Origin of the sequence: Frondihabitans sp. Leaf304 (assembly GCF_001423105.1) — a bacterium.
GTDB lineage: Bacteria > Actinomycetota > Actinomycetes > Actinomycetales > Microbacteriaceae > Frondihabitans.
Genome location: NZ_LMNV01000002.1, coordinates 1,631,361 through 1,652,456, shown reverse-complemented (window position 1 = coordinate 1,652,456; position 21,096 = coordinate 1,631,361). Strand labels below are relative to the sequence as shown.

Sequence of the window (21,096 nt, the reverse complement as noted above, 5' to 3'; positions counted from 1 at the left end):
CGCGAGAGCGTCATGTCGCGCTCGGCGGCGATGCTCATCATGGGCGTGTTCACGCTCTACTTCCTCATCCCGATCTTCTGGCTGCTGGTGTCGTCGACCAAGACGCTCGACAACTTCAACACCAGTGCGGCCCTCTGGTTCACCCCGTCGTCGCTCCAGGACGGCATCGCGAACGTCGGCCGCCTCTTCACCTACGACGGCGGTATCTTCCCCCGCTGGATGCTCAACAGCATCGTCTACGCGACGGTCGCCGGCGGCCTCGGCACCATCCTCTCGGCGATGTGCGGCTACGCCCTGGCGAAGTACCGCTTCTGGGGCCGCGAGGCACTGTTCAACATCTTCCTCGGCGGTGTGCTCGTGCCCGCCACGGCGCTGGCGCTCCCGCTCTTCCTGATCTTCTCGAAGGTGCAGCTCACCGACACGTTCTGGGCGGTCTTCCTGCCGAGCATCGTGAGCCCGTTCGGCGTCTACCTCTGCCGCATCTACGCGTCGTCGAGCGTCCCCGACGAGATCATCGAGGCGGCGCGCATCGACGGCTCCGGCGAGGTCCGCACCTTCTTCACCGTGGCGATCCGTCTCATGTCGCCGGCCCTCGTCACCGTGTTCCTGTTCCAGTTCGTCGCGATCTGGAACAACTTCTTCCTGCCGCTCGTCATGCTGCGCACGCAGTCGCTCTTCCCGGTGACCCTCGGCCTCTACACCTGGAACTCCAACGTGAGCCAGTACCCCGAGCTCCGCACGCTCGTCCTCGTCGGGGCGTTCGTGTCGATCATTCCCCTCCTGATCGCCTTCCTGAGCCTCCAGCGGTTCTGGCGCAGCGGTCTCGGAGCCGGCGGCCTCAAGTAGTCCGGTCGCCACCCGTTCCACCCCTCCCGCAAGGCAACAACGTCGTTCCCTCCCGTGCCGGTCGATCCGATCCGCCACGCACAGCACCCCGATTGGAAATCACATGAAGAAATCGAAGTTCCTCAGCGCCGCGGCCGTCGCCGTGGCCGCCACCATCGCCCTCGCCGGGTGCAGCGCCGGCTCGGGAGCCGGTGACTCAGGATCCGACACGGCCGCGTCCTGCAAGGCGTCCACCGGCAAGGTGACCCTTAACTTCACCAGCTGGGTTCCGAACATGGACAAGGTCGTCGCTCTCTGGAACAAGGAGAACCCCGACATCCAGGTGAAGGTCTCCATCGTCGCCAACGGAAACAGCGGCACGTACAAGAACTTCTTCAACCAGCTCAAGGCCGGCAACGCCCCCGACATCGGACAGGTCGAGTACGACACCCTCCCCGCGTTCCGCGTGCAGGACGGCCTGGCCAACATCGCCTCCTGCTCCGGCGTGAGCGATGCCAAGGCCGACTTCTCCGACGGCCTCTGGAACCAGGTCACCTTCGGCGAGGCGAACAGCGTCTACGCCATTCCGCAGGACTCCGGCCCCATGGCCCTCTACTACCGCAAAGACCTCTTCGACAAGGCCGGCCTCTCGGTACCGACCACGTGGGCGGAGTACGCCGCCGACGCGGTCAAGATCAAGGCTCTCGGTGGCAACATCACCAACTTCGCCAAGGGCGACGTCAACCAGTTCGCCGGTCTCGTCTCGCAGGCCGGTGGCCAGTGGTTCTCGACCGACGACGGCACCTGGGACGTCAACCTGACCTCGGCCGAGTCGACCAAGGTCGCCGACTACTGGCAGGACCTCATCTCGAAGAAGCTCGTCAACACGCTTCCGAGCTTCACCGACGAGTGGAACAACGCCTACAACACCGGTCAGGACTGGACCTGGGTCTCCGCCGTCTGGGGCGCGAACACGATCTCGAGCGGCGCTCCGAAGACGAGCGGCAAGTGGGCGGTGGCGCAGATGCCGCAGTGGACCGAGGGTGACAAGGCATCAGCGGCGTGGGGTGGATCCTCGTCTGTCGTCTTCAAGGGCAGCAAGCACCCGGCCGAGGCGTCGAAGTTCCTGGTCTGGCTGAACACCAGCAAAGAGGCTCTCACCGCACTGAACAAAGAGGCGAACCTCTACCCCGCCTCGAGCACCGGTGCCGACCTTCCGGCTCTGACCTCGGGCGTCGAGTTCTACGGCAACCAGGCCATCTACAAAGACTTCGCCACCGCGGCGGAGAACATCCAGCCCTTCACCTGGGGCCCGACCATGACCCAGACCTACAGCGACGTGTCGGACGGATTCGGCTCGGCCATCTCGGGCTCCGGAACCCTGTCGGACGCCCTGTCGTCGGGTCAGACGAAGACGATCGCGGCCCTCAAGGCGCAGTCGATCGCGGTCAAGTAGCACCGACTCACCACTGACTCACCACTGAAAAGCGGTCGCACCGGGGCTCAAAGCCCGGGTGCGACCGCTTTCGTGTGCGCTTCAGTCGCTATGGCGTCACCATGCCGCCGTTGACGTTGAGGGTGTCGCCCGCGACGAAGCTCGACTCCGCGCTCGTCAAGAAGACGTACGCGGGTGCGATCTCGGCCGGCTGCCCCGCGCGGCCCATCGGCGACTCGCTAGAGCCGAACTCGGGCAGAGTCTCGGGGTCGACGCCGCCGGTCACCTGCAGCACCGACCAGGTCGGCCCAGGAGCGACCACGTTGACACGGATGCCCTGCGAGACGAGCTGCTGCGCAAGTCCCTTCGAGAAGTTGTTGATCGCGCCCTTGGTGGTCGCGTAGTCGAGTCGGTCGGGTGCCGGCACGTAGGCCTCGAGCGACGCCGTGTTGACGATCGTCGACCCGGGCTTCAGGTGCGGGAGCGCCGCCTTGATGATCCAGAACGGCGCGTACACGTTCGTCTTGAAGGTCTGGTCGAACTGCTCGTCGGTGATGTCGAGGATGCTCTTCTGCCACACCTGCTTGCCCGCGACGTTGACGATGGCGTCGAGCCCGCCCATGCCGTCGACGGCCTGCTGCACGAGCGAACGGCAGTGCTCAGGATCCATCAGATCACCGGGGACCGCGACCGCACGTCGGCCTGCCGCCTCGATCTGCTCGATGACGTGGCGTGCGTCGGGCTCCTCCTCGGGCAGGTACGACAGCGTCACGTCGGCGCCTTCGCGGGCGAAGGCGATGGCGACGGCCGCCCCGATACCGGAGTCGGCGCCGGTGATGAGCGCCTTGCGGCCGGCCAGGCGTCCGGTGCCGCGGTAGCTCGTCTCACCGAGGTCGGGAGTCGGGGTCATCAGCGACTGCAGGCCGGGTTCCGGCTGCTGCTGCACCTCGGGGTGGATGTTCGGATAGCGCGTGGTCGGGTCGCCGAACTCGTACTGGTCTGTGGGGGCTTTTTCTGACTCGTCGTGGTGTGCCATGCAGTGCACGGTACTCAGGTCTCGCGCGGCTGGCGCGGCATCGTCGGCTGCCTAGGCGGCGAGCTCGACGGTGTCGGGATGGGGGATGGTGAGCCACAGGTCGACCTCGTCGTCGGAGTCGAGGCCGAGGGCGGCCGCCGTCTCGTCGGGCGTGGACGCGACGATGGTGATGGCCGTGTCGGAGTCGGGTTGACCGGTTCGGATCACGATGCGACTGGACCGGAGCGGCTCCAGGTGACGAGCCACGTCGTCGAGAAGTGCGTCGAGGGTCGTCGGAGCCATCTCGTGGAGGCCCCCGTCGTCGAGGATCTGCACGAGAGTGCCTCGTCGGCGGTGCTCGAACACGACCCGTCGGATGGCATCGTTGAGAAGGGTGCGGCCGCGGATCTCGTCGCGAAGGGCCTGTTCGAGGACTCGGCACTCCGCTCGGTCAGCGCCGTCGAGCTCCCCACGGGTGTCGATGATGCGCCGGAGCATCGGAGCGGAAGTGCTGCCGGCGTGCCGGAGACGGTGGTGCCGCTCACCGTCGAATGCATCCAGCTCTGCCTGCCGAATCGTGAGGTCGCGGTGCTTCCTGGCCGCGAGGTCCGCCGCGGCGGCCACTCTCCGGATCGCACGGTGGATGAGCAGCCCGGCGATGACGATGACGATCTCGCCGGCGAGGCCGAGGCGGATGACGCCGGTGGGTCCGGCCCAGAGCGTCATCTGAGTGACCAGGGCGGTGACGGTGACGAGGGGAGGAAGTCGGCGACCGGCCATCCAGCCCATGGTCGCTCCGGCGAGGACGCCGCAGGTGTAGCGGGCGATGGACGCGGAGTCGAAGTCGCTGGCGTCGAGCCCGATCGTCGCGATGCTGCAGAGGAGGACACCGACCCCGGCTGTGCCCCACGCCGCTCGGTCGGACATCTTTCCTTGCTTCGCGCCTCGGATCAGGGTGGGCAGGATGAGGAGGCCGAGGATCGAGGAGGCGACGGAGGCGTATGCGTGGGTGACGAGCACGGCGTCGGCGGTTGCAATCAGGACGGCGATCACGATCAGGGCGCCGAAGAGCCTGTAGAGGACTCGCCTCGGGATGGCGTGGATGAGCAACTCGCCCGGCTGTCGGGTGAGGGGCGCCTCAGCGCGGTCGGGGTGCCATTCCAGGGTCACCGTGGTGCCCATTCCCGGAGACGAGCGGATCGTCGCCGAGCCACCGACCTGGCGGAGGCGTTCCAGGATCGAGACCCGAACACCCAACCGTTCCTGTGGGATCCTTCCGCTGTCGAATCCGACGCCGTCATCGGAGACGGTGATGCGGATGCCGCCGTCGTCGAGGAGCGAGCCGGCCGCCGACCTCACGGCAGAGCTGCCAGCATGAGCGACGCTGTTGGTCAGAGCTTGCAGGGTGGCGGAGACGACTGCCTCGGCGACGTCGGACGGAAGCTCTGCGACATCGAGCTGAGTCAGGTCGAAAGAGACGAGGTCATCGAAGGGAGCCCGCTCGGTACCCGCCTCCGACCACACGACTCCGAAGGGAACGAGCGCCGGGCGCCCGTGCGGGCGGCCGTTGCTGGATGAGAAGAGGTCGAGGGCCGCCCGGGCCATGTTCGTCGCGCGCTCGGGCACGTGGTTTCCAGCCGCGGCCAGGAACGCTGCCAGGACGGTGTCGTGCAGGAGCGCGTCCGTGCGGACTCGTTCCGCCTCCGTAGCCACCTGATGCTGCTGGCGCTCGAAAAGAAGTTGGGCCTGGAGTTCTGCCGCATCGGCCTGATCGGCCCGTGCGCGCAGAGCCCGGACGCCGGCGATGAGACCCACCGCGAGCAGCAGGAGGCCGATGGAGGTGATCAGGGTGTGACTGAGAGGGAACCGGTCGGCGTAGACGCAGGCCAGAGCCACGTCGATGCCGGTGCAGATCGCTGCCGAGCGCACCGGGTCTGTCACGACGAGCACGGTGCAGCTGAAAGCGATGAGCGAGAGACCGAGGAGCCAGGGCGTCGATCCTTCCGGCAGTCGCTCGCGGAGAGTGAACGGCTCGATGAGGAGCAGCCCCACGTAGGCCGCGATCGGGACCCAGTAACCCGCCCGAACGCGGCTTGATCCGTGGGCGAGCGCGAGCGGCAGAGCGGCAACCATGACCCCCGCTAACACGAGAGCGGCGAGGATGAGCGGGAACCACAGTTCTGGGCGATGGTCGTCGAAGAACCTCGGCAACGCGAGGAGGACGAGCATCAGCGCGACGACAGCGAGGGTGGCCGCCATGCCACGCTCGACCCCGTCTCGAAGCGAAGGGGCCGTGCCCGACGGCGTGCGATGCTCCGGGTCTCGGGTGCCCAGCACCCGCCGAATCACTGCTGCTGGGAGGACCGTGAGGTCCACGGGTCTCGCGGGCACCTGCCTACGCTAGAACGGACGACGTCGGCACACGAGGCCCCAGAACGGGTCGCGATCCCCTTGAGGCACGTGTGCCTCGACCGGTGGCTACCTCGCTGATCCGGGCCCCTATGCGTTTTCGTATCGGCGAAGTTCGGTTTCGGCTTGGAGGGCGATCATCCGCAGCGCTTCTGGTGACACCGACGCTTGGGGCCTCGGGGTGGTGTTCAAGACGCAGAACGTTCCGATCGTCTCCCCGGTGGTGGAGTGCAGGGGGTGGCCGGCGTAGAAGTCCATCCCGGTGACATCGATGAACGGGTTGCCTTTGAATCGGGGGTCGTTCTGCGCGTCCGGGACGATGAGGAAATCGTCCTGTTCGACGACGGTGTTGCAATAGGCGAGGTCTTTGGGGATGGACTTGGGGAGCTGTTCGGTGTTCATGGCGTACCAGAGTCGATCGCCGTCCAGGAGAGACACCACGGCGATGTCGACACCGAATGTTTCCTGCGCCAGCGCGGCCAAACGCTGCAATTCGGGCGAGCCGCCGGTTTCTGCCTGCTCGATCAGCCGCCGCGTTCCCGACCAGGAGAACTCGGTGCTGCCGGGGGAGTGCCGGAGAGCCGGGTCGGCCGCCCGCACCTGATCGAGGGCCGGGGCGAGGTGGGTGACGATGCTCTTCGCCCAGGCGTTGTACATGCACGACGACCCGAGAGGCCGGCCGGGCTCGACGGCGGGCGCGGCCAGGGGGAAGTACGTCACGGCGGAGAAGTCGTCGGTGATGTCTTCGACGATCTTGTTCATCCGGCCGGCATGGAACTCCGCGAGTGCGCCGAGGGGGTGGTCGAAGGCGGTCACGGAACGGACGGGTTGGATGCCGGCGACAACGATCCGGGCGGATCTCTTCAACCTCTGGGTGAGGTGTTCCAGCAGAGCCCGGTAGTCGTGCTCCCAACTTTTCAGCGGGGTGAGGCGGACGGCGTCGTTCATTCCGATCACCAGGACGACAGCGTCGTAGGAGGCGAGGTCGTGGGTGCCGATCCAGTGCTCGGTGGACGCGAGGTTCATCGTCTCGTCACCGATGTAGTTCACCGAGCACGGGCGTGCGGTTTCGCCATGGGTTTCTCTCGCGAGATGTCCGGTGATGGAGATCTGGTGGGTGAGGACGCCCCACCCGTGAAGCGGCCCGTTACCGAGAAGGAGGACTTGGTCGGCGTCGGGGAGAGTCGCTGGAACGGTGGGATGGTCCATGGGCTTGGGAGTCGAGCGACCCATCGCCATTCGCCCGGCGTACCAGGCCCGCATTACCGGTCTCATCAACTCGTACATAAAAGCCCCCTGTGTATCAGTGGCCCCTCGGCCACCCTGTCCGCACCCTGCCGTGCGCCCCTGTTCCATCGTGGCTAGAGATGACCCGGATCGCACCCCCCAAAACGAGCACTCGGCTGCGGCGTCTGCAGGCCAACCTGTGCCAGCCGGTCACTGCGCGATGACGGGCACCCTCTCGAGGCGCAGCGAGGAGCGGTCGGAGGCCCATCCCACGGGTATCGGGTCGGATACGGACCCCAGGAACGCGCCTTCAGAGTCGGCCATGTCAAAGGCCAGCATGACTGCCATGCCTGTTCGATCGTGAATTATTCGACCGCTGTAGAGAGACTCGGGTGCGAGGAGAGTCGCGGAATCGATAGCCAGGTTCTCGAGCGGTTGGGTCACTGGCAGGCTCCAGATGCCGCCGGACAGACCGTTGCGTTTGGCCGCGTCGCTGAGGGCCGGTGTGTTGCACGAAAAGAGCAGCACGTGGTGGGCGTCCACTCGGACGAGCTGCGGTACCTCGAGGTGAGCGAAACCCGCTCCTGGGTTACTGAGGGGCTTTTGTACGCTCCACTGCTCGAGGTCGGGCGAGGTGGCGTGGCCTATGACACCGCGTTCGTCGTCGGCGCCCTGGTTGCTCCGCCCGGTGACGAGCATGTGCCATCCGTCGCCGTGGGGGTCGGCGAAGACCCAGGGATCGCGCCATGCCTCTTCGGGCCAGCTCGACGTGCCGAATGTCTCGTACCAACGGGGGTCGGCCTTCACTAGAGGCCCAGGCTGCTTCGTCCAGGTGAAGAGGTCGGGCGATGTCGCGACGCCGATGGTTTCGATATTCCCACCGCCGGGAAGGAAGGAGGCGCCGGTGTAGAACATTCGCCAAAGGCCGTCTGGGCCTTGCAACACGCTGCCGGTCCAGGTTGCCGTCTCGTCGAAGTCGCCGGGCTTACCCGGGCCGAGAATTGGTCCGAGGTCGTGCCAGGTAACGAGGTCGGTGGAGGTGGCATGTCCGAAGCGGGCGTTGCGATGACGGAGCTCGGGGTCGTCGAGCGACTTGGGGGCATGCAGATAGTAGAGATGGAACTGGTCGCCGTCGTCGGCGAGCCAGAAATCCCAGATCCAGAAGTCTTCCAGTGAAAAAGCCATGGTGTCCTGTCGGAGTGGTGCGAAGCAGTTCAGGCCTGGTCGGCGAGAACGCGGTGGACGGCGTCGATGATGCGGGTAGCCCGGTCGTCGATGGCCTCCATGCGGTTGGTGAGGAAGGCGAAACCGATTCGATTCTCGACGTCAGCAAAGGCGACTTGTCCGCCGGCGCCGTCGTGGCCGATGCTCGATTCGCCAAGGTAGTGACGAGCATCGGAGTCGAGCTGAAACCCCCTGCCCCAGCGAGGCCAGGGGGCTGGTGAGGGGAAGAACGGTGCACCGTGAGACTGCACGGCGGCGGCGGCGGCGATGGTGCTGTCGTCGAGCAGCCGCACGCCGTCGGTGTCCGTGACGACCGCCGACCAAATCGTTGCGAGAGCATGGGCCGTTGCTATGCCGCCCGCACCGGGTATCTGACTCGCCTGCAGATCGGCGCGGTTGAAGCCGTCGTCGGGCCCGACGAGTCCGATCGGCAGGGCGCCCCCGAGGGTCAGCGCTCGGTAGGGCCACACCGACTCCCCTGAACGGAACTGCTCACTCTGCTGCTGCGTTAGTTTCTGGAGTGTCTTTCCGACCGTCATGTGGGCAACGTCGCCAGTGAATTCCGGCGGCAGTCCTATCCATGCGTCCACACGAAGGGGGCTGGTGACGAGGTCACGGAGATAGTCGCCCGGCAGCGATCCGGTTACCCGGCGAACGAGTTCGCCCGCGAGCCACCCGTGTGTGATCGCGTGGTACGACCAGGCAGTCCCTGGATCCCAGAGCGGTTCCTGCTCGGCCAGCAAGGTGGTCGCCCTGTTCCAGTCGAGCATGTCGTCGACCGTCCAGTCCACGACGGGTGCCGAGAGGCCTGCGCGGTGCGCAAGCGCGTCGCTCACGGTGATGTGACCTTTGCCGTGAGACGCGAACTCGGGCCAGTAGTCGGCCACTGGCCGGTCGTAGTCGAGAAGACCGTCGCGAACGAGGCGTGCGATGAGCACCGACATGATGCCTTTGGTGCTCGAGAAGATGACGCTCGGGGTGGCTAGCGTCCACGGCAGGTTGGTTCGCGCGTCGGCGACGCCTCCGGCAAGGTCAACGACGATCTCTCCATCGCGACGGATGGACAGGCCTGCTCCACTGGAGACATCGTCGGCGATGACGGTCTCGAAGGCGTCGCGGATGAGTTCGTATCCGGGTGCGACGAAGCCGACGGAGGGAATGGGGCTGAGTGCCATGGTGACTTTCTGGCCGATATCGGCGTCGACGGCGAACAGGGGTGAGCGGGCGGGGTCAGCCCTTCACCGCTCCCTGCAGGAGTGCCTTGATGAACTGACGTTGGAAGATGAAGTAGACGACGACCGTCGGCAGCATGACGAGCAACGATGCCGCGAATAGCAGCGGCAGCGCATCGATGTACTGCCCTTGGAAGGCACCGATAGCACCGGCCGCGGTCCGCTTGTTGGGGTCGGAAATCATGACGAGCGGAAGCAGGAACTGGTTCCAGGTCCAGAGGAACAGCAGGATTCCGAGAGCCGATAGTGCCGGGGTCGCGAGCGGCATTTGTATCTGCCGAAACTCCTGCGAAATCGAGGCGCCGTCGACGCGGGCTGCCTCGGATAGCTCCGGCGGCACTCCGATGAAATGCGCCCGCATCCAGAAAACGCTGAAGGGCATGTACAGGCCGATCAAGGGGAGGATGACCGCCCACTGGGTATTGATGACCCCGAATGAGGTCATCTGGTAGTAGAGCGGGATGACGATCGCTTCGAAGGGAATCGTCAACCCCAGCACCATGGCGACGAGAACGATTCGACCGCCGGGAACACGGAGGTTGCCGAGGGCGTATCCCGCCAGTGTGGACAGCAGCAGGGTCACAGGAACGGTGATGACGACAATAAAAAGACTCGACAGCATCAGAGGTCCGATGTTGCCTTGCATGAACGCAGTGACGAAGTTTTCCCAGTGCGGTTGCGTGGGAATGGAGAACCCGCTGGGGATCTTGTCGGGGGACTGCAACGCGGCAGTGATCATGCTGGCAAACGGCAACAGGGTGAGGATCACGACCACTGCCAAGAAGATGCGGCCGAGGACAATCTCGGTTCGGCTTACGAGCATTAGTCGCGCTCCCTTGTCAGTCGCTGAATGGGCAGGACGATGATCAGCACGAACAGCAGCAGCACGACGCCGAACGCCGACGCCAGCCCGACCTGGCTTTGCACGAATGCGAGCCGGAAGATCGAGATTCCGGGCACGAGGGTCGTCGTGCCGGGGCCGCCTTTGGTCGTGGTGTAGATCACGTCAAAGGCGCTGAGCGCAGAGATGACGGTGATCGTGACGAGCACTGCAATCTCTTGTCGAACCCCGGGAAGGGTGATGGTGAAGAACTCTCTGAACCAACCTGCCCCATCGAGGCGTACCGCTTCGTAGAGCGATGCGTCGATTTTTCCCATACCGGTCAGGAGAAGCACGGTGCAGAGTCCGGTGAGCACCCAGGATCCTATGAGCCCGACTGCGGGCAGTGCGGTGCTGAAGTTGGCCAACCACGATGTCGACAGAAAGCCGAGGCCGACGGCGTCGAGAATCGTATTGATGGTTCCGGTCTGCGCGTACATCCACGACCAGGCGATACCAGCTGCGACCAGCGGAACGATTTGGGGGAGGAACAGTATTGTTCGAGCAGCCGAGGCAAGAGGCCCTTGCTTCATCGTCCGCAGAAGGCTCGACAGGGCGAGGCCAGCGACGACTGGGATGCCGGTGAAGAAGATGATCAGAATCAGCGCGTTGAAAATCGGTGTCAGCTGCGTCGGATCGGTGAAGATCTCCACGTAGTTTCCAAGGCCGACCCACGTGGCCGCGCCGATTCCGTTCCACTTGTAGAGGGAATACTGGATCGCCGTCCCCAGCGGGTAGAGAACGAAAAGTGCGTAGGCGAGAAGGGCGGGCAGCAGCATGAGCCAGCCGACGACCATGAGTCGTCGCTTGGGGCTGAGGCGTCGCCGTGCGGGGCGGGATCGGCCCGGCCGAGCCGGGGCAGGTGTCGAGCCTGCCCCGGCGGGACGAGGAGAGGTCGTGCTACTCACTTGGAGGCGAGATCCTTGACGTAGAAAGCCTGCGTGGCTTTCAAGAACGCTTCGGGCGTTATTTTGTTCGTCAGCAGGAGCTGCTCATTGGGCTGCAGGGATCCCTGGTAAATCCCGGCCGTGCTGTTGGCCATGAAGTCGACGAAGCCGTCGTCGGCGCCGACCTTGGACGACAGATCGAGTGCCTGCTTGGTAAGCGTGCCGCTCGCCACGGTGGGCAGAGTCTCGCTCGGGTCGCCGCCCGGGGCGGCACCGGTGACGTTCACGACGATGCTGCGCGCCTGCTTGTTCGTGGCAATCCAGTTGAGGAAGAAGGCTGTCGCGTCGGCATTCTTCGACTTGGCAGGGATGGAGAACGTGTTGCCGGTTCCCATCGCGACGTACTTCGAGTCGGCGGTCAGACCGGGCTGCAGGAAGAACTGTGCTTTGCCCTTGCCGAGAGCCTTTTCGACATTTGCGGCGTCCCAGTTGCCGTCCCACATGAACAGCCCCTGGCCGGAGGTGAAGTTCGACACCATCGTCGTGTAGTTGATGGCGTTCACATCCGAAGGCAGATATCCCTTCTTTGCCCACTCCTGGAACTTGGTGGCGCCCTTAAGCGCGGCGGAGGTGTCGATCGTGGCGCCGGACTTGTTGAACATCCAGTCGACGAGTTTCTGCTTGTCGCCGTACTGGTTGATCAGTGCCTGCAGGGTGAAGGTGCCGACGCCGTCTTGCATGCCCGTCTGGATCGGCAGTACGCCGGCATCTTTCGCCTTTTGCAGATCGGCCTCGAGCTCATCCAGCGTGGTGGGAACAGACGTCACGCCCGCCTTGGCCGCGAGCTTGTTGTTCATGTAGATGCCCGTGACGGAGTAGCCGATACCGAACTGCCACAGCGATCCTTCGCCCCGAACGCCCTTTGAGGTCATTCGCGACCCGGCCAGCTGTCCGGCCGGGAACTTGTCCCAGTTGTACGCCTTGAAGTAGGGGTCAAGGTTCGTGAGGAGGCCGTCTTGAACTGTCGTTCCGAGAGTCGACAGCCGGATGAGGTCGGGGGCGTCTGCGCCGGAGAGGATCCGCGGCGTATTCGCAAGGAGGTTCTGGAAGCTGTCACGGGTCACCTTGAAGGTCACGTTCGGATACTGTTTCGTGAACTCGTCCGCGAGATCCTTGGTGACCGGGAAGCCGGTCTCGTCGTAGATGTTCAGCGTGACTTTGCCTTTGGGGGCGTCCGTACTGACCGCGCCCGAGTTCTGTGGCGTTGTGGTCGCGCTACCGGGTGCACAGGCCGAGAGGCCGAAGGCCGCTGTGGCGGCCACCGCTGCAGCGGCGATCAGGCGCTGGGCGCGTTTCTTGGTGGACATCGGGGTGACTCCTTCGTCAGATTCGTGGCACTTGCAGACGGTGATAAAAGCATTTAGCATCGTTGAAAGACGATCATCGGCCTTTGAAATCCATCTGTCAAGTCATCCGATGCCGGTTCGCTGCCGGAGGATTGGGGCGGAGTTACGATGAGAATTCGGGGAGGCAGCCATGGTGGCTAAGCGGACGACGCTTGCCGATGTCGCGCGAGCTGCGGGCCTGTCGCCCACGTCGGCTTCGCAGATTCTGAACGGCAAACCCAACACCCGCTTCTCCGACGACACGCGCAAGCGGGTGCGAGAAGCTGCATCGACCTTGAACTACCGGCCTAATGTCGGCGCTCGGGCCCTCCGCACGGATCGGTCGCTGACCATCGGGTTTGTCTCCGATGTAGTCGCGACGACCCGTTTTGCAAGCGGTCTGATCAGGGGCGCTGTCGAGGCGGCGCAGGAAGTGGGTCATGTGGTGCTCGTTGTCGAGTCCGGCGGCGATCCCGCGCGTGAGGGGGAGGCGGTTGCGGCAGTGCTCGACCGCCAGGTCGACGGAATCGTCTTCGCAACCATGCAGGCCCGAAAGATCAAGGCGCCCGTTGTGCCGGAAGGCACAAGGGTCGTGCTGCTCAATGCCATCAGTGCCGAGACATCCCGTGCGGTGCTGCCTGACGAGGAGGCAGGAGGGAGGTCGGCCGTCGATCTCCTGGCGCAGGCTGGTCACCGTGACGGCATCGCCCTCATCGGGCGAAATGTTCTCAGTGAGAAATTCCCCACTCGTTCGGCGACTATCGCGCGACGCATGCAGGGCATCACCTCCCGGCTAGACGAGTTCGGCATCAGCCTCGCTGCGGAGAAGGCCAGTGACGAGTGGGAACCCGACGACGGCTACCGACTCACCAAAGAGCTCCTCGCAGAGAGCGGAGATATCCGTGCCCTCATCTGCATGAACGACCGTTTGAGCTTTGGTGCCTACCGGGCCTGCCTCGAGCGGGGCCTCACGGTGGGCCGGGATATCTCGATCGTGTCGTTCGACGACGACGAAATCGCCTCCTATCTGCGCCCCTCCCTGAGCACCATCGCCCTTCCCTACCAGGCGATGGGCCGCAGGGCGATCAGCCTGCTCCTGGGTGACGAGACCGAGCCGGGCGAGTACCTCGTGCCCATGCCGGCAATCGAACGGGAGTCGATCCTCGACCTGCGCACCAACTCGGGCTGGGTGTAAAAACTCGGGCTCGGCATGGCAGTCCGCGCGCTCTCGATCCAAGCCGTGGGCTGCTCGGCGAGATGGGCGCGCGCCTGCAAATTTGAAGGAGATTTTGGTGGGTGACCCCATCGGATCCTGATGTTTTCGTTCGCGCCCGCAGGTTTTTCCTTCAAATTCGGCAGCGACGCAGCCCGAACCAGACTCCAATTCGGCAGCGACGCAGCCCGAACCAAGCGGTTTGAAATGCAGGATGCAACACACTACCCCCGCGCGAGGGGCACCCGATCTGGGAGTTGGCGCGGGGTGACGGGCATCGGAGGATTCTCGCAGAACCGGTGCGCCCCCTGATCAGAGGGGGCGTCGGCGAAGCGGAACCCAGGCCGCGCACCAAGCCCCCTCCCCAAGGAAACCCGTATGTCGACTCACGCTGCCCGCCGCCCCCTCTCCCGTCGGATCCTGAAGCCCGTGGCCATCGCCGCCGTCGTGCTGCTCGGCGGACTCGGCATGACCGAAGGCGGCCGGCTCAGCCCGGCCCAGGCCGCCTCGACGCTGTCGTGCGACCAGAACACGATCTACTCGATCGACACCAACGGCAACATGCAGTCGATCGATGTCGGCTCGACGACGGCGACGAACGTCACGACTCTCACGGGTGCCAACAACGCTCTTGCGATCACTGCGAACGGCACGGCCGCGTACGGCACCACGAACAGCGCCACGGCACCGACGGGCGGGTCGGTCTCGCGCTACGACGCGGTCTCGGGGAACATCACCAGCTACCCCGCGACGGTGCCGCAGCGAGCCCTTCGCGGTGCGGTCAACCCGCAGACGCAGATTTACTACTACGCGCAGGGCGCCGTGAGTAACCCCGCCGTCTACGCCTTCGACACGGCGAACAACACCGCAATCGGCATGGTGGGTCACCTCACCGATGTCGTGGTCAACGACGCGGCCACGCAGGGCAACGGTGACTTCGCCTTCTCGACCAGCGGCACGCTGTTCGTCGCCTCGGGCGCCCAGGTGCTCCGGTCCAACACGGTTCTGCCGACCACCGCCGGCGACGTCGCTATTCACACCTCGCAGGTCACAGCTCTTCCCGACCGCACGAACACCCCCGGCATCGCTTTCTCGACCAACGGCTACCTCTACGTCTCGAGTGCCAAGAACCTCATCAAGATCGACCCGAGCTCGGGCCAGCAGGTCTCGTCGACCGCTATCGCGAACGGCAACCAGCCCACCGACCTCGCCTCGTGCAACTACGCCGACACGATCCAGGCGCAGGCCTCGGTCGACCAGCGCTGGCAGTCGGGCGACCAGTTCGCCCTCAAGATCGACGGCGACAACATCCAGTACGGCAACACGGCGACCACCGCGGGAACGGGCCCCGGTCTGCAGCCCGAGACCGCTGGATCCTCGCTCATCGTCGCGGGCAACTCGTACACGGCCACCGAGACCGCATCCGGCAGCACCGCCGTCGATCCGAACACCGGCGACTTCGTCGACTACGACACCACCTACCGCTGCGTCGACGTCGCGACGGGAGACACGCTTCCGAACGGCCAAGGATCCGGCCGCACCGCCTCCATCACCCTCGCCAAGGCGGCCAAAGACATCGATGTCTCGTGCGTCTTCACCAACACCCTGAAGTCGGTTCACGCCAGCGCGCAGCCCGACTCGTACAAGACGGCGACCGGCACCCCCGTCACCGTCGACGGCACCTCGAGCGACCCGGTGATCCTCGCGAATGACAAGGGCACCGGTATCAGCATCGTCTCGTCGACCGACCCGTCGCACGGCACCGTCTCGCTCGACAAGGCGACCGGTCACTTCACCTACACGCCGGCCGACGGCTTCACCGGCAAAGACACGTTCACCTACACGATCCGCGACACCTCCGGGCAGACCTCGGCGGCCACCGTCGCGATCGTCGTCGGCCCCTCGGTCACCGACGACACGGCCGCCACGACCGCGAACACGGCGCTCGTCGCCGATCCGCAGCACGGCGTCCTGGCTAACGACGGCGGAGACGCCCTCACGGCCGCTCTCACCTCGGGACCCCAGCACGGTCAGCTCACGTTGAACACCGACGGCTCGTACACCTACACGCCCGACTCCGGCTACTCCGGCCCCGACTCGTTCACCTACACGGCCACCGACTCGGCCGGTCAGAAGGGCACCGGAACCGTCACGCTCACCGTCGCTCCGACGGCCGGCGCCGACAAACTCGGCAGCGTCACCTACGGCCAGACGACGACCTTCCCCGTGTCGGTGCTCCTCGGCAACGACCGCGGCACGGGCCTCACCGTGACGAGCATCTCCGCTGCGACCTCGGGCACCGTCACGCTGTCGAGCGACGGCACGCAGTTCACCTACGTGCCGGCGCGCGGCACCTCCGGCCCGGCCTCCTTCACCTACACGGTGACCGACTCGAGCCAGCAGACCGCCCAGGCGACCGCGTCGCTCATCGTCGCTCCGATCGCGAACCCCGACACCCTGCCGTCGGTCACTGCGGGCAGCGCGGCGTCGTTCACCACCGACTCCTCCGTGCTCCTCGGAAACGACCGAGGATCCGGCCTGACCATCACCGCGGTCCGCGCGGCTGTGCACGGCTCGGTCTCGCTCTCCTCCGACGGCGCCACCGTGACCTTCACCCCCGACTCGGGCTACTCGGGTGGCGCATCGTTCGACTACGTGCTCTCCGACTCCGCCGGTGACACGGCATCCACCACGGCCCGGTTCACCATCACGCCGGCGGTGTCGGCGACGTCGACCACCGCGATCTCGGGTACTCCCGACTCGGTCGACAAGGAGCACGGCGTGCTCTCCGACTCCGAGGGCACCGACCTCACGGCAAGTGTCGCCGACGGTGACGGCCCCTCGCACGGCGACCTGTCGATGAACCCCGACGGCTCGTACGTCTACACGCCGTCTGCGAGCTTCTCGGGCGAGGACTCGTTCACCTACACGGCTACCGACGGCACCACGTCGATGACGGGAACCGTCACGATCACCGTCGTACCGGCCGCCATCGACGACGCGCCTTCGCCGTCGAGCTTCTCGCCGTCCGCCGGACGTCTCTCGATCCTTCCCGGCGCGACGCTCCTCGCCAACGACCACGGCGTTCCCGGCGAGCTCGCGATCGCCTCAGTGTCGACGCCCGAGCACGGCATCGCCCGCCTCAACTCCGACGGCACCGTCAGCTACCGACCGTCGACCGGCTGGTCGGGGCCCGACTCCTTCACGTACACGGTGATCGACAAGGCAGGCAACGTCTCGGCGCCCGCCGTCGTCACCTTCACCGTCACGCCCGTCGCCGTCGATGACACCCTGCCCGAAAAGGCCGTCAGCGGTTCGAGCACGGTCATCCCGGCGAGCGACTTCCTCGGCAACGACCGGGGCACCGGCCTCGTGCTCACCGGCGCGTCCGACCCGTCCGCGGGCACCGTGACCTTCGACAAGCAAGCGGGCACGGTCACCTACACGCCGATGCCGAACTTCTCCGGCTCGTTCACCTTCGACTACACGATCGTCGACGCGACGGGACAGACGAGCGGGGCCAAGGCCACCATCGTCGTCGCCCCCGCGGCCGGCGACCTCACGACCTCGGTCGCGGCCGGCACGGTCGACCAGGTCGGCGCCGCCGACGGGCTTCTGTCGCAGACCTCCGGAAGCAGCGTCTCCCTCGTCGGCACGACGGATCCCCAGCACGGCACCCTGGCCGTCGACCCGTCTCGCGACGGCTCGTACACCTACACGCCCGGCTCGACCTTCTCCGGCACCGACTCGTTCACCTACACGGTGAAAGACGGCTCGGGCACGAAGTCGACCGGCACCGTCACCGTCACCGTCACACCGGTGGCGAAAGACGACGCCGTGAGCGCGCTCGCCGGCACCCCGCTGGCCATCGCCACGGCCGACCTGCTCGCCAACGACCGGGGAACCGGACTCGGCAGCTTCACGTTCACCCCGCCCGTGGCGACCACGAGCACGGCATCGCCCGGCACCCTCACCTCGGACGGCAACGGCACGCTCACCTACACCCCCGCCGATGGCTTCTCGGGCAAAGCGACGTTTACCTACACGGTCGAAGACACCGACCACCAGGCCACCACCGCGACGGTCACGATCACTGTGGCCCCGGTCGCGAAGAACGACGCCTACACCGCGACTGCGGCGACCCCGCTCACCGTCGCGAAGGGCGACGGCCTGACCGTGAACGACTCTGGCACCGGCCTCACCACGACGCTCGCGGCCACCCCCGCGCACGGCACCGTCACGGTGAACGGCGACGGCTCGTTCACGTACACCCCGGCACCCGGTTACTCCGGCCCCGACTCGTTCACCTACACGCTCACCGACGCCGCGAAGACACCCACCACGGCGACCGTCGTGATCACGGTGAACCCCCTGGCGGCGAATGACAGCTACCGGACGACGGCGGGCACGCGCATCTCGTCTGACGCTCCCGGGATCCTCGGCAACGACCGCGGCCAGTCCATCACAGTCACCGGCGTCGGCACGAAGGGCCTCCCTGGGTCGGTCGTCACCACGCCGCACGGAACCGTCACGGTCTCGGCGGACGGCACCTTCGACTACACGCCGGCGACCGGCTTCTCGGGCACCGACTCGTTCCCCTACGCAATCGCCGACAAGGACGGCGACAGCGCGACCGCCACGATCACGGTGACAGTCACCCCGGTGGCCGTCGACGACCGGTTCTCGACCGACGCCGACACCGCATTGCCGATCTCCGTCATCGCCCTCACCGGCAACGACCGCGGCACCGGGCTCGGCGTCACCGCGGGGACGACGACGGCCAAGGGCGGCTCCCTCGTGAAGCAGTCCGATGGATCCTTCGTCTTCCAGCCGAAGGCGGGCTTCTCGGGCACCGACTCGTTCGTCTACACGCTGACCGACGGTTCCGGTCAGACGACCACGGCCCTCGTGCGCATCGTGGTCGGCGACCGCGCCGCGAACTACGAATCGACGACGAACGCCGGCACGGGCTACTCGACCGACGCGGCCAAGGGTCTGTTGCTCGACACCGTCGGGTCGAACCTCACCGCCACCCTCGACGCGCCCCCGACGCACGGAAAAGTCACCGTCGCTCGCGACGGCTCGTACACGTACAAGCCGGCCCCGGACTACTCGGGCCTCGACTCCTTCACGTACACGATCACCGACGACGCCGGGCAGATCCGAACCGGTACGGTGACGATCCGCGTGCTTCCCGTGGTCGCCAACGACGTGATGAAGACGTCGGCCGGTACGAAGATCGTGATCGGCGGAAAGCGCGGACTCCTCGGCAACGACTGGGGCTCGAAGCTCTCGGTGACGAGCACGACGCGGCCCGACCACGGCGGCGTCACGACAGTCAGCCCGACCGGTCTCATGACCTACACGCCGGCTGCCGGATTCTCGGGCGTCGAGACGTTCACCTACACGGTGGTCGACGCCGATGGCTTCGCCTGTCAGGATCCCGCAGTCGTCATCATCACGGTGACCCCGCGCGCGACCCCCGACTCCGGGGCCACCACGGCCGGGCGCACGCTCACCGTCGCCGCCGGCAAGGGGCTCCTCTCCGACGACAGCGGCTCCGGGCTCACCGCGGCCCTCAAGTCGGCGCCGCGCCACGGCACCGTGACCGTGAACCGCGACGGCTCGTACTCGTACGTACCGAAGGCCGGATTCACCGGAACGGACTCGTTCACCTACACGGCAACCGACCGGAACGGCTTCACGACGACGGCCAAGGCGACCATCACGGTCAGCCCGGGTGCGCACGCGGTGAACGACGCCGTCGAGGGCAAGCCGAATGTGAAGGCGACCATCGACCTGCTCGCCAACGACGAGGCGACCTCGGGTGCGACGTTCGACCCGTCGACGATCGGCCTGATCGACCCTGCGACCGGTAAGGCGACCGACACCGTCGCCCTCGACGGCAAGGGCACGTTCCGGGTCAGCGGCAGCGTCGTGAGCTTCACGCCGGAACACAACTTCCACGGTGTGGCAGCGGTGCACTACCGCGTGACCGACACCGACGCGGTCACGGTCGCGGCGATCATCCGGGTGACCTACCCGACCGTGGTCGCGGCAGCCATCCGCGCGGCAGCGACCCCTGTGGCAGCCAGCGTGGTCAGCGCCCTCGCCTTCACCGGAAGCGCCGGAACGGGCGTCGCGATCGGCATCGGCCTGCTGTCGCTCATCGCCGGGCTCGGGCTGCTCGTGGGGAGGCAGCTGAAGCGCCCCGCTCCCGGGCCGCGCCGGACCGGCCTGTAGCGGGTCGGGGCTGCGTCGGCGGGGCTGCTGCAAATTTGAAGGAGATTGTGGTGGGTGACCCCGCCGGATCCTGATGTTCGTGCTCGCGTGCCGAGGTTTTTCCTTCGAATTTGCAAGCGCCCCGGCGGCGGCCTACTCCAGGGCGCCGATGGGCTCGCGCTTCTCCGCCTGGAATCGATCTTCGGCGCGGCCCAGGGCCCAGTAGGCCGAGAGCGAGAAGTCGCTCCGGTCGAGCGCCCAATCGTCGACGAGGATCCGACGGATCGCCTTCATCGCCGACCTCTCGCCGTGCGCGAACACCCGCACTCGGCCCGTGGTCGCCGCGAATTGCGTGGTCGCCGCGACGAGCGGCTCGCCCGGGGTCGCGTCGCCATCGCGGTGCAGCCACCGGACCTCCACCCCCGCCGGGGCGGTCAGCGCCAGCTCGTCGGCTGCTGTAGCGACTTCGATGAGGGCGGTTCCGCGGGCGTCGGGCACGGTCGCGGCGAGAGCCTCGAGGGCGGCCGCGACGGCGGGAAGAGCGGAATCGTCGCCGAGAAAGACGTGCGTCGTCGCCGGATCCTCGTCGGGAAAATACAGCCCGCCGGGGCCCGAGAGAGCCACACGATCACCCGGTTGCGCCGCTGCCGCCCAGGGGCCGGCGACTCCCTCGTCGCCGTGCACCACGAAGTCGACGGCGATGGTGCGCGCCGCCTCGTCGACCGACCGGACGGTGTAAGTGCGGCGCACGGGCAGATCGGCCGGATCGAGCCGCTCCCGCAGGGCTTCGAGATCGTAGGGAGGTTCGAGGCCCGAGCCGGGCTGCGCGAACAGGAACTTGACGTATTTGTCGGTCGCTCGGATCTTCTCGGGCGAGGCGCCGGCGATGAACGCCTCGAAGGCGTCGCCGCCGAGGTGGATGCGCACGAGGTGCGGGCTCAGCCGCTCGGATCGCTCGACGACGAAGACGTGCTGCGTGTCGCGAGGGCGAGGGGTGGTGGGGGTGGGCGTGCTCATGGGTCCACTCTGCCGTGCGGTGCTTTGGCTGCGCTCGGTGTTGTGCGGGGTGGGCGGGTGTTTCCGGGCGCTGCGCCGAGTGGGCGGGTGCTTTCAGGCGGTGCGCCGAGTGGGCGGGTGTTTTC

13 protein-coding genes are annotated in these 21,096 nt (G+C 66.3%); 4 read left to right on the top strand and 9 right to left on the bottom strand.

Annotated elements, in window-relative coordinates; translation table 11 throughout:
* The first annotated feature begins 12 nt into the window (after nt 1–12).
* Both ASF54_RS07375 and ASF54_RS07370 read left to right on the top strand, forming a co-directional pair.
* Nucleotides 13–846 carry a carbohydrate ABC transporter permease gene (locus ASF54_RS07375; protein WP_055962248.1) on the top strand — a complete coding sequence of 278 codons (834 nt, stop codon included), beginning with the start codon at nt 13–15 and terminating at the stop codon, nt 844–846.
* A gap of 103 nt (nt 847–949) precedes the next feature.
* Nucleotides 950–2,281 (top strand): ABC transporter substrate-binding protein, encoded by a 1,332-nt coding sequence (locus ASF54_RS07370; protein ID WP_055960502.1) that lies wholly within the window; start codon nt 950–952, stop codon nt 2,279–2,281.
* Between the two features lie 88 nt (nt 2,282–2,369).
* Here ASF54_RS07370 and ASF54_RS07365 read toward each other — a convergent pair whose 3' ends face one another.
* The 8 genes from ASF54_RS07365 to ASF54_RS07330 form a co-directional block, all read right to left on the bottom strand.
* Complete coding sequence (locus tag ASF54_RS07365; protein ID WP_055960500.1) at nt 2,370–3,296, bottom strand: SDR family oxidoreductase; 927 nt, start codon at nt 3,294–3,296, stop codon at nt 2,370–2,372.
* A 51-nt stretch (nt 3,297–3,347) separates the two neighbouring features.
* Nucleotides 3,348–5,534: a sensor histidine kinase gene (locus tag ASF54_RS07360; protein ID WP_055960498.1), complete on the bottom strand. Its 2,187-nt coding sequence runs from the start codon at nt 5,532–5,534 to the stop codon at nt 3,348–3,350.
* 240 nt (nt 5,535–5,774) lie between these two features.
* Nucleotides 5,775–6,893, bottom strand: coding sequence for a GAF domain-containing protein (locus tag ASF54_RS07355; RefSeq protein ID WP_055960496.1), 1,119 nt, complete (start codon nt 6,891–6,893; stop codon nt 5,775–5,777).
* A 228-nt stretch (nt 6,894–7,121) separates the two neighbouring features.
* Nucleotides 7,122–8,096, bottom strand: a complete 975-nt coding sequence (locus tag ASF54_RS07350; RefSeq protein ID WP_055960494.1) for a glycosyl hydrolase family 32 — start codon at nt 8,094–8,096, stop codon at nt 7,122–7,124.
* A 29-nt stretch (nt 8,097–8,125) separates the two neighbouring features.
* Nucleotides 8,126–9,310, bottom strand: coding sequence for a serine hydrolase domain-containing protein (locus ASF54_RS07345; protein ID WP_055960492.1), 1,185 nt, complete (start codon nt 9,308–9,310; stop codon nt 8,126–8,128).
* 55 nt (nt 9,311–9,365) lie between these two features.
* Nucleotides 9,366–10,136 (bottom strand): carbohydrate ABC transporter permease, encoded by a 771-nt coding sequence (locus ASF54_RS07340; RefSeq protein WP_326934330.1) that lies wholly within the window; start codon nt 10,134–10,136, stop codon nt 9,366–9,368.
* A gap of 53 nt (nt 10,137–10,189) precedes the next feature.
* On the bottom strand, nt 10,190–11,155 hold the full coding sequence (locus ASF54_RS07335) for a carbohydrate ABC transporter permease (RefSeq protein ID WP_235480966.1): 966 nt from the start codon (nt 11,153–11,155) through the stop codon (nt 10,190–10,192).
* Nucleotides 11,152–12,501: an ABC transporter substrate-binding protein gene (locus tag ASF54_RS07330; RefSeq protein ID WP_055960486.1), complete on the bottom strand. Its 1,350-nt coding sequence runs from the start codon at nt 12,499–12,501 to the stop codon at nt 11,152–11,154. Before ASF54_RS07330 ends, ASF54_RS07335 begins: the two co-directional genes overlap by 4 nt.
* Nucleotides 12,502–12,670: 169 nt before the next feature.
* On the opposite strand from ASF54_RS07330, the gene ASF54_RS07325 reads away from it, so the two are divergent.
* Nucleotides 12,671–13,714 carry a LacI family DNA-binding transcriptional regulator gene (locus ASF54_RS07325; protein WP_055960484.1) on the top strand — a complete coding sequence of 348 codons (1,044 nt, stop codon included), beginning with the start codon at nt 12,671–12,673 and terminating at the stop codon, nt 13,712–13,714.
* 396 nt (nt 13,715–14,110) lie between these two features.
* A complete protein-coding gene (locus tag ASF54_RS07320; protein WP_055960482.1) occupies nt 14,111–19,975 on the top strand; it encodes a beta strand repeat-containing protein in 5,865 nt (1,954 codons plus the stop codon).
* A 132-nt stretch (nt 19,976–20,107) separates the two neighbouring features.
* Here ASF54_RS07320 and ASF54_RS07315 read toward each other — a convergent pair whose 3' ends face one another.
* Nucleotides 20,108–20,971, bottom strand: a complete 864-nt coding sequence (locus tag ASF54_RS07315) for a siderophore-interacting protein (RefSeq protein ID WP_055960480.1) — start codon at nt 20,969–20,971, stop codon at nt 20,108–20,110.
* Nucleotides 20,972–21,096 lie beyond the last annotated feature (125 nt).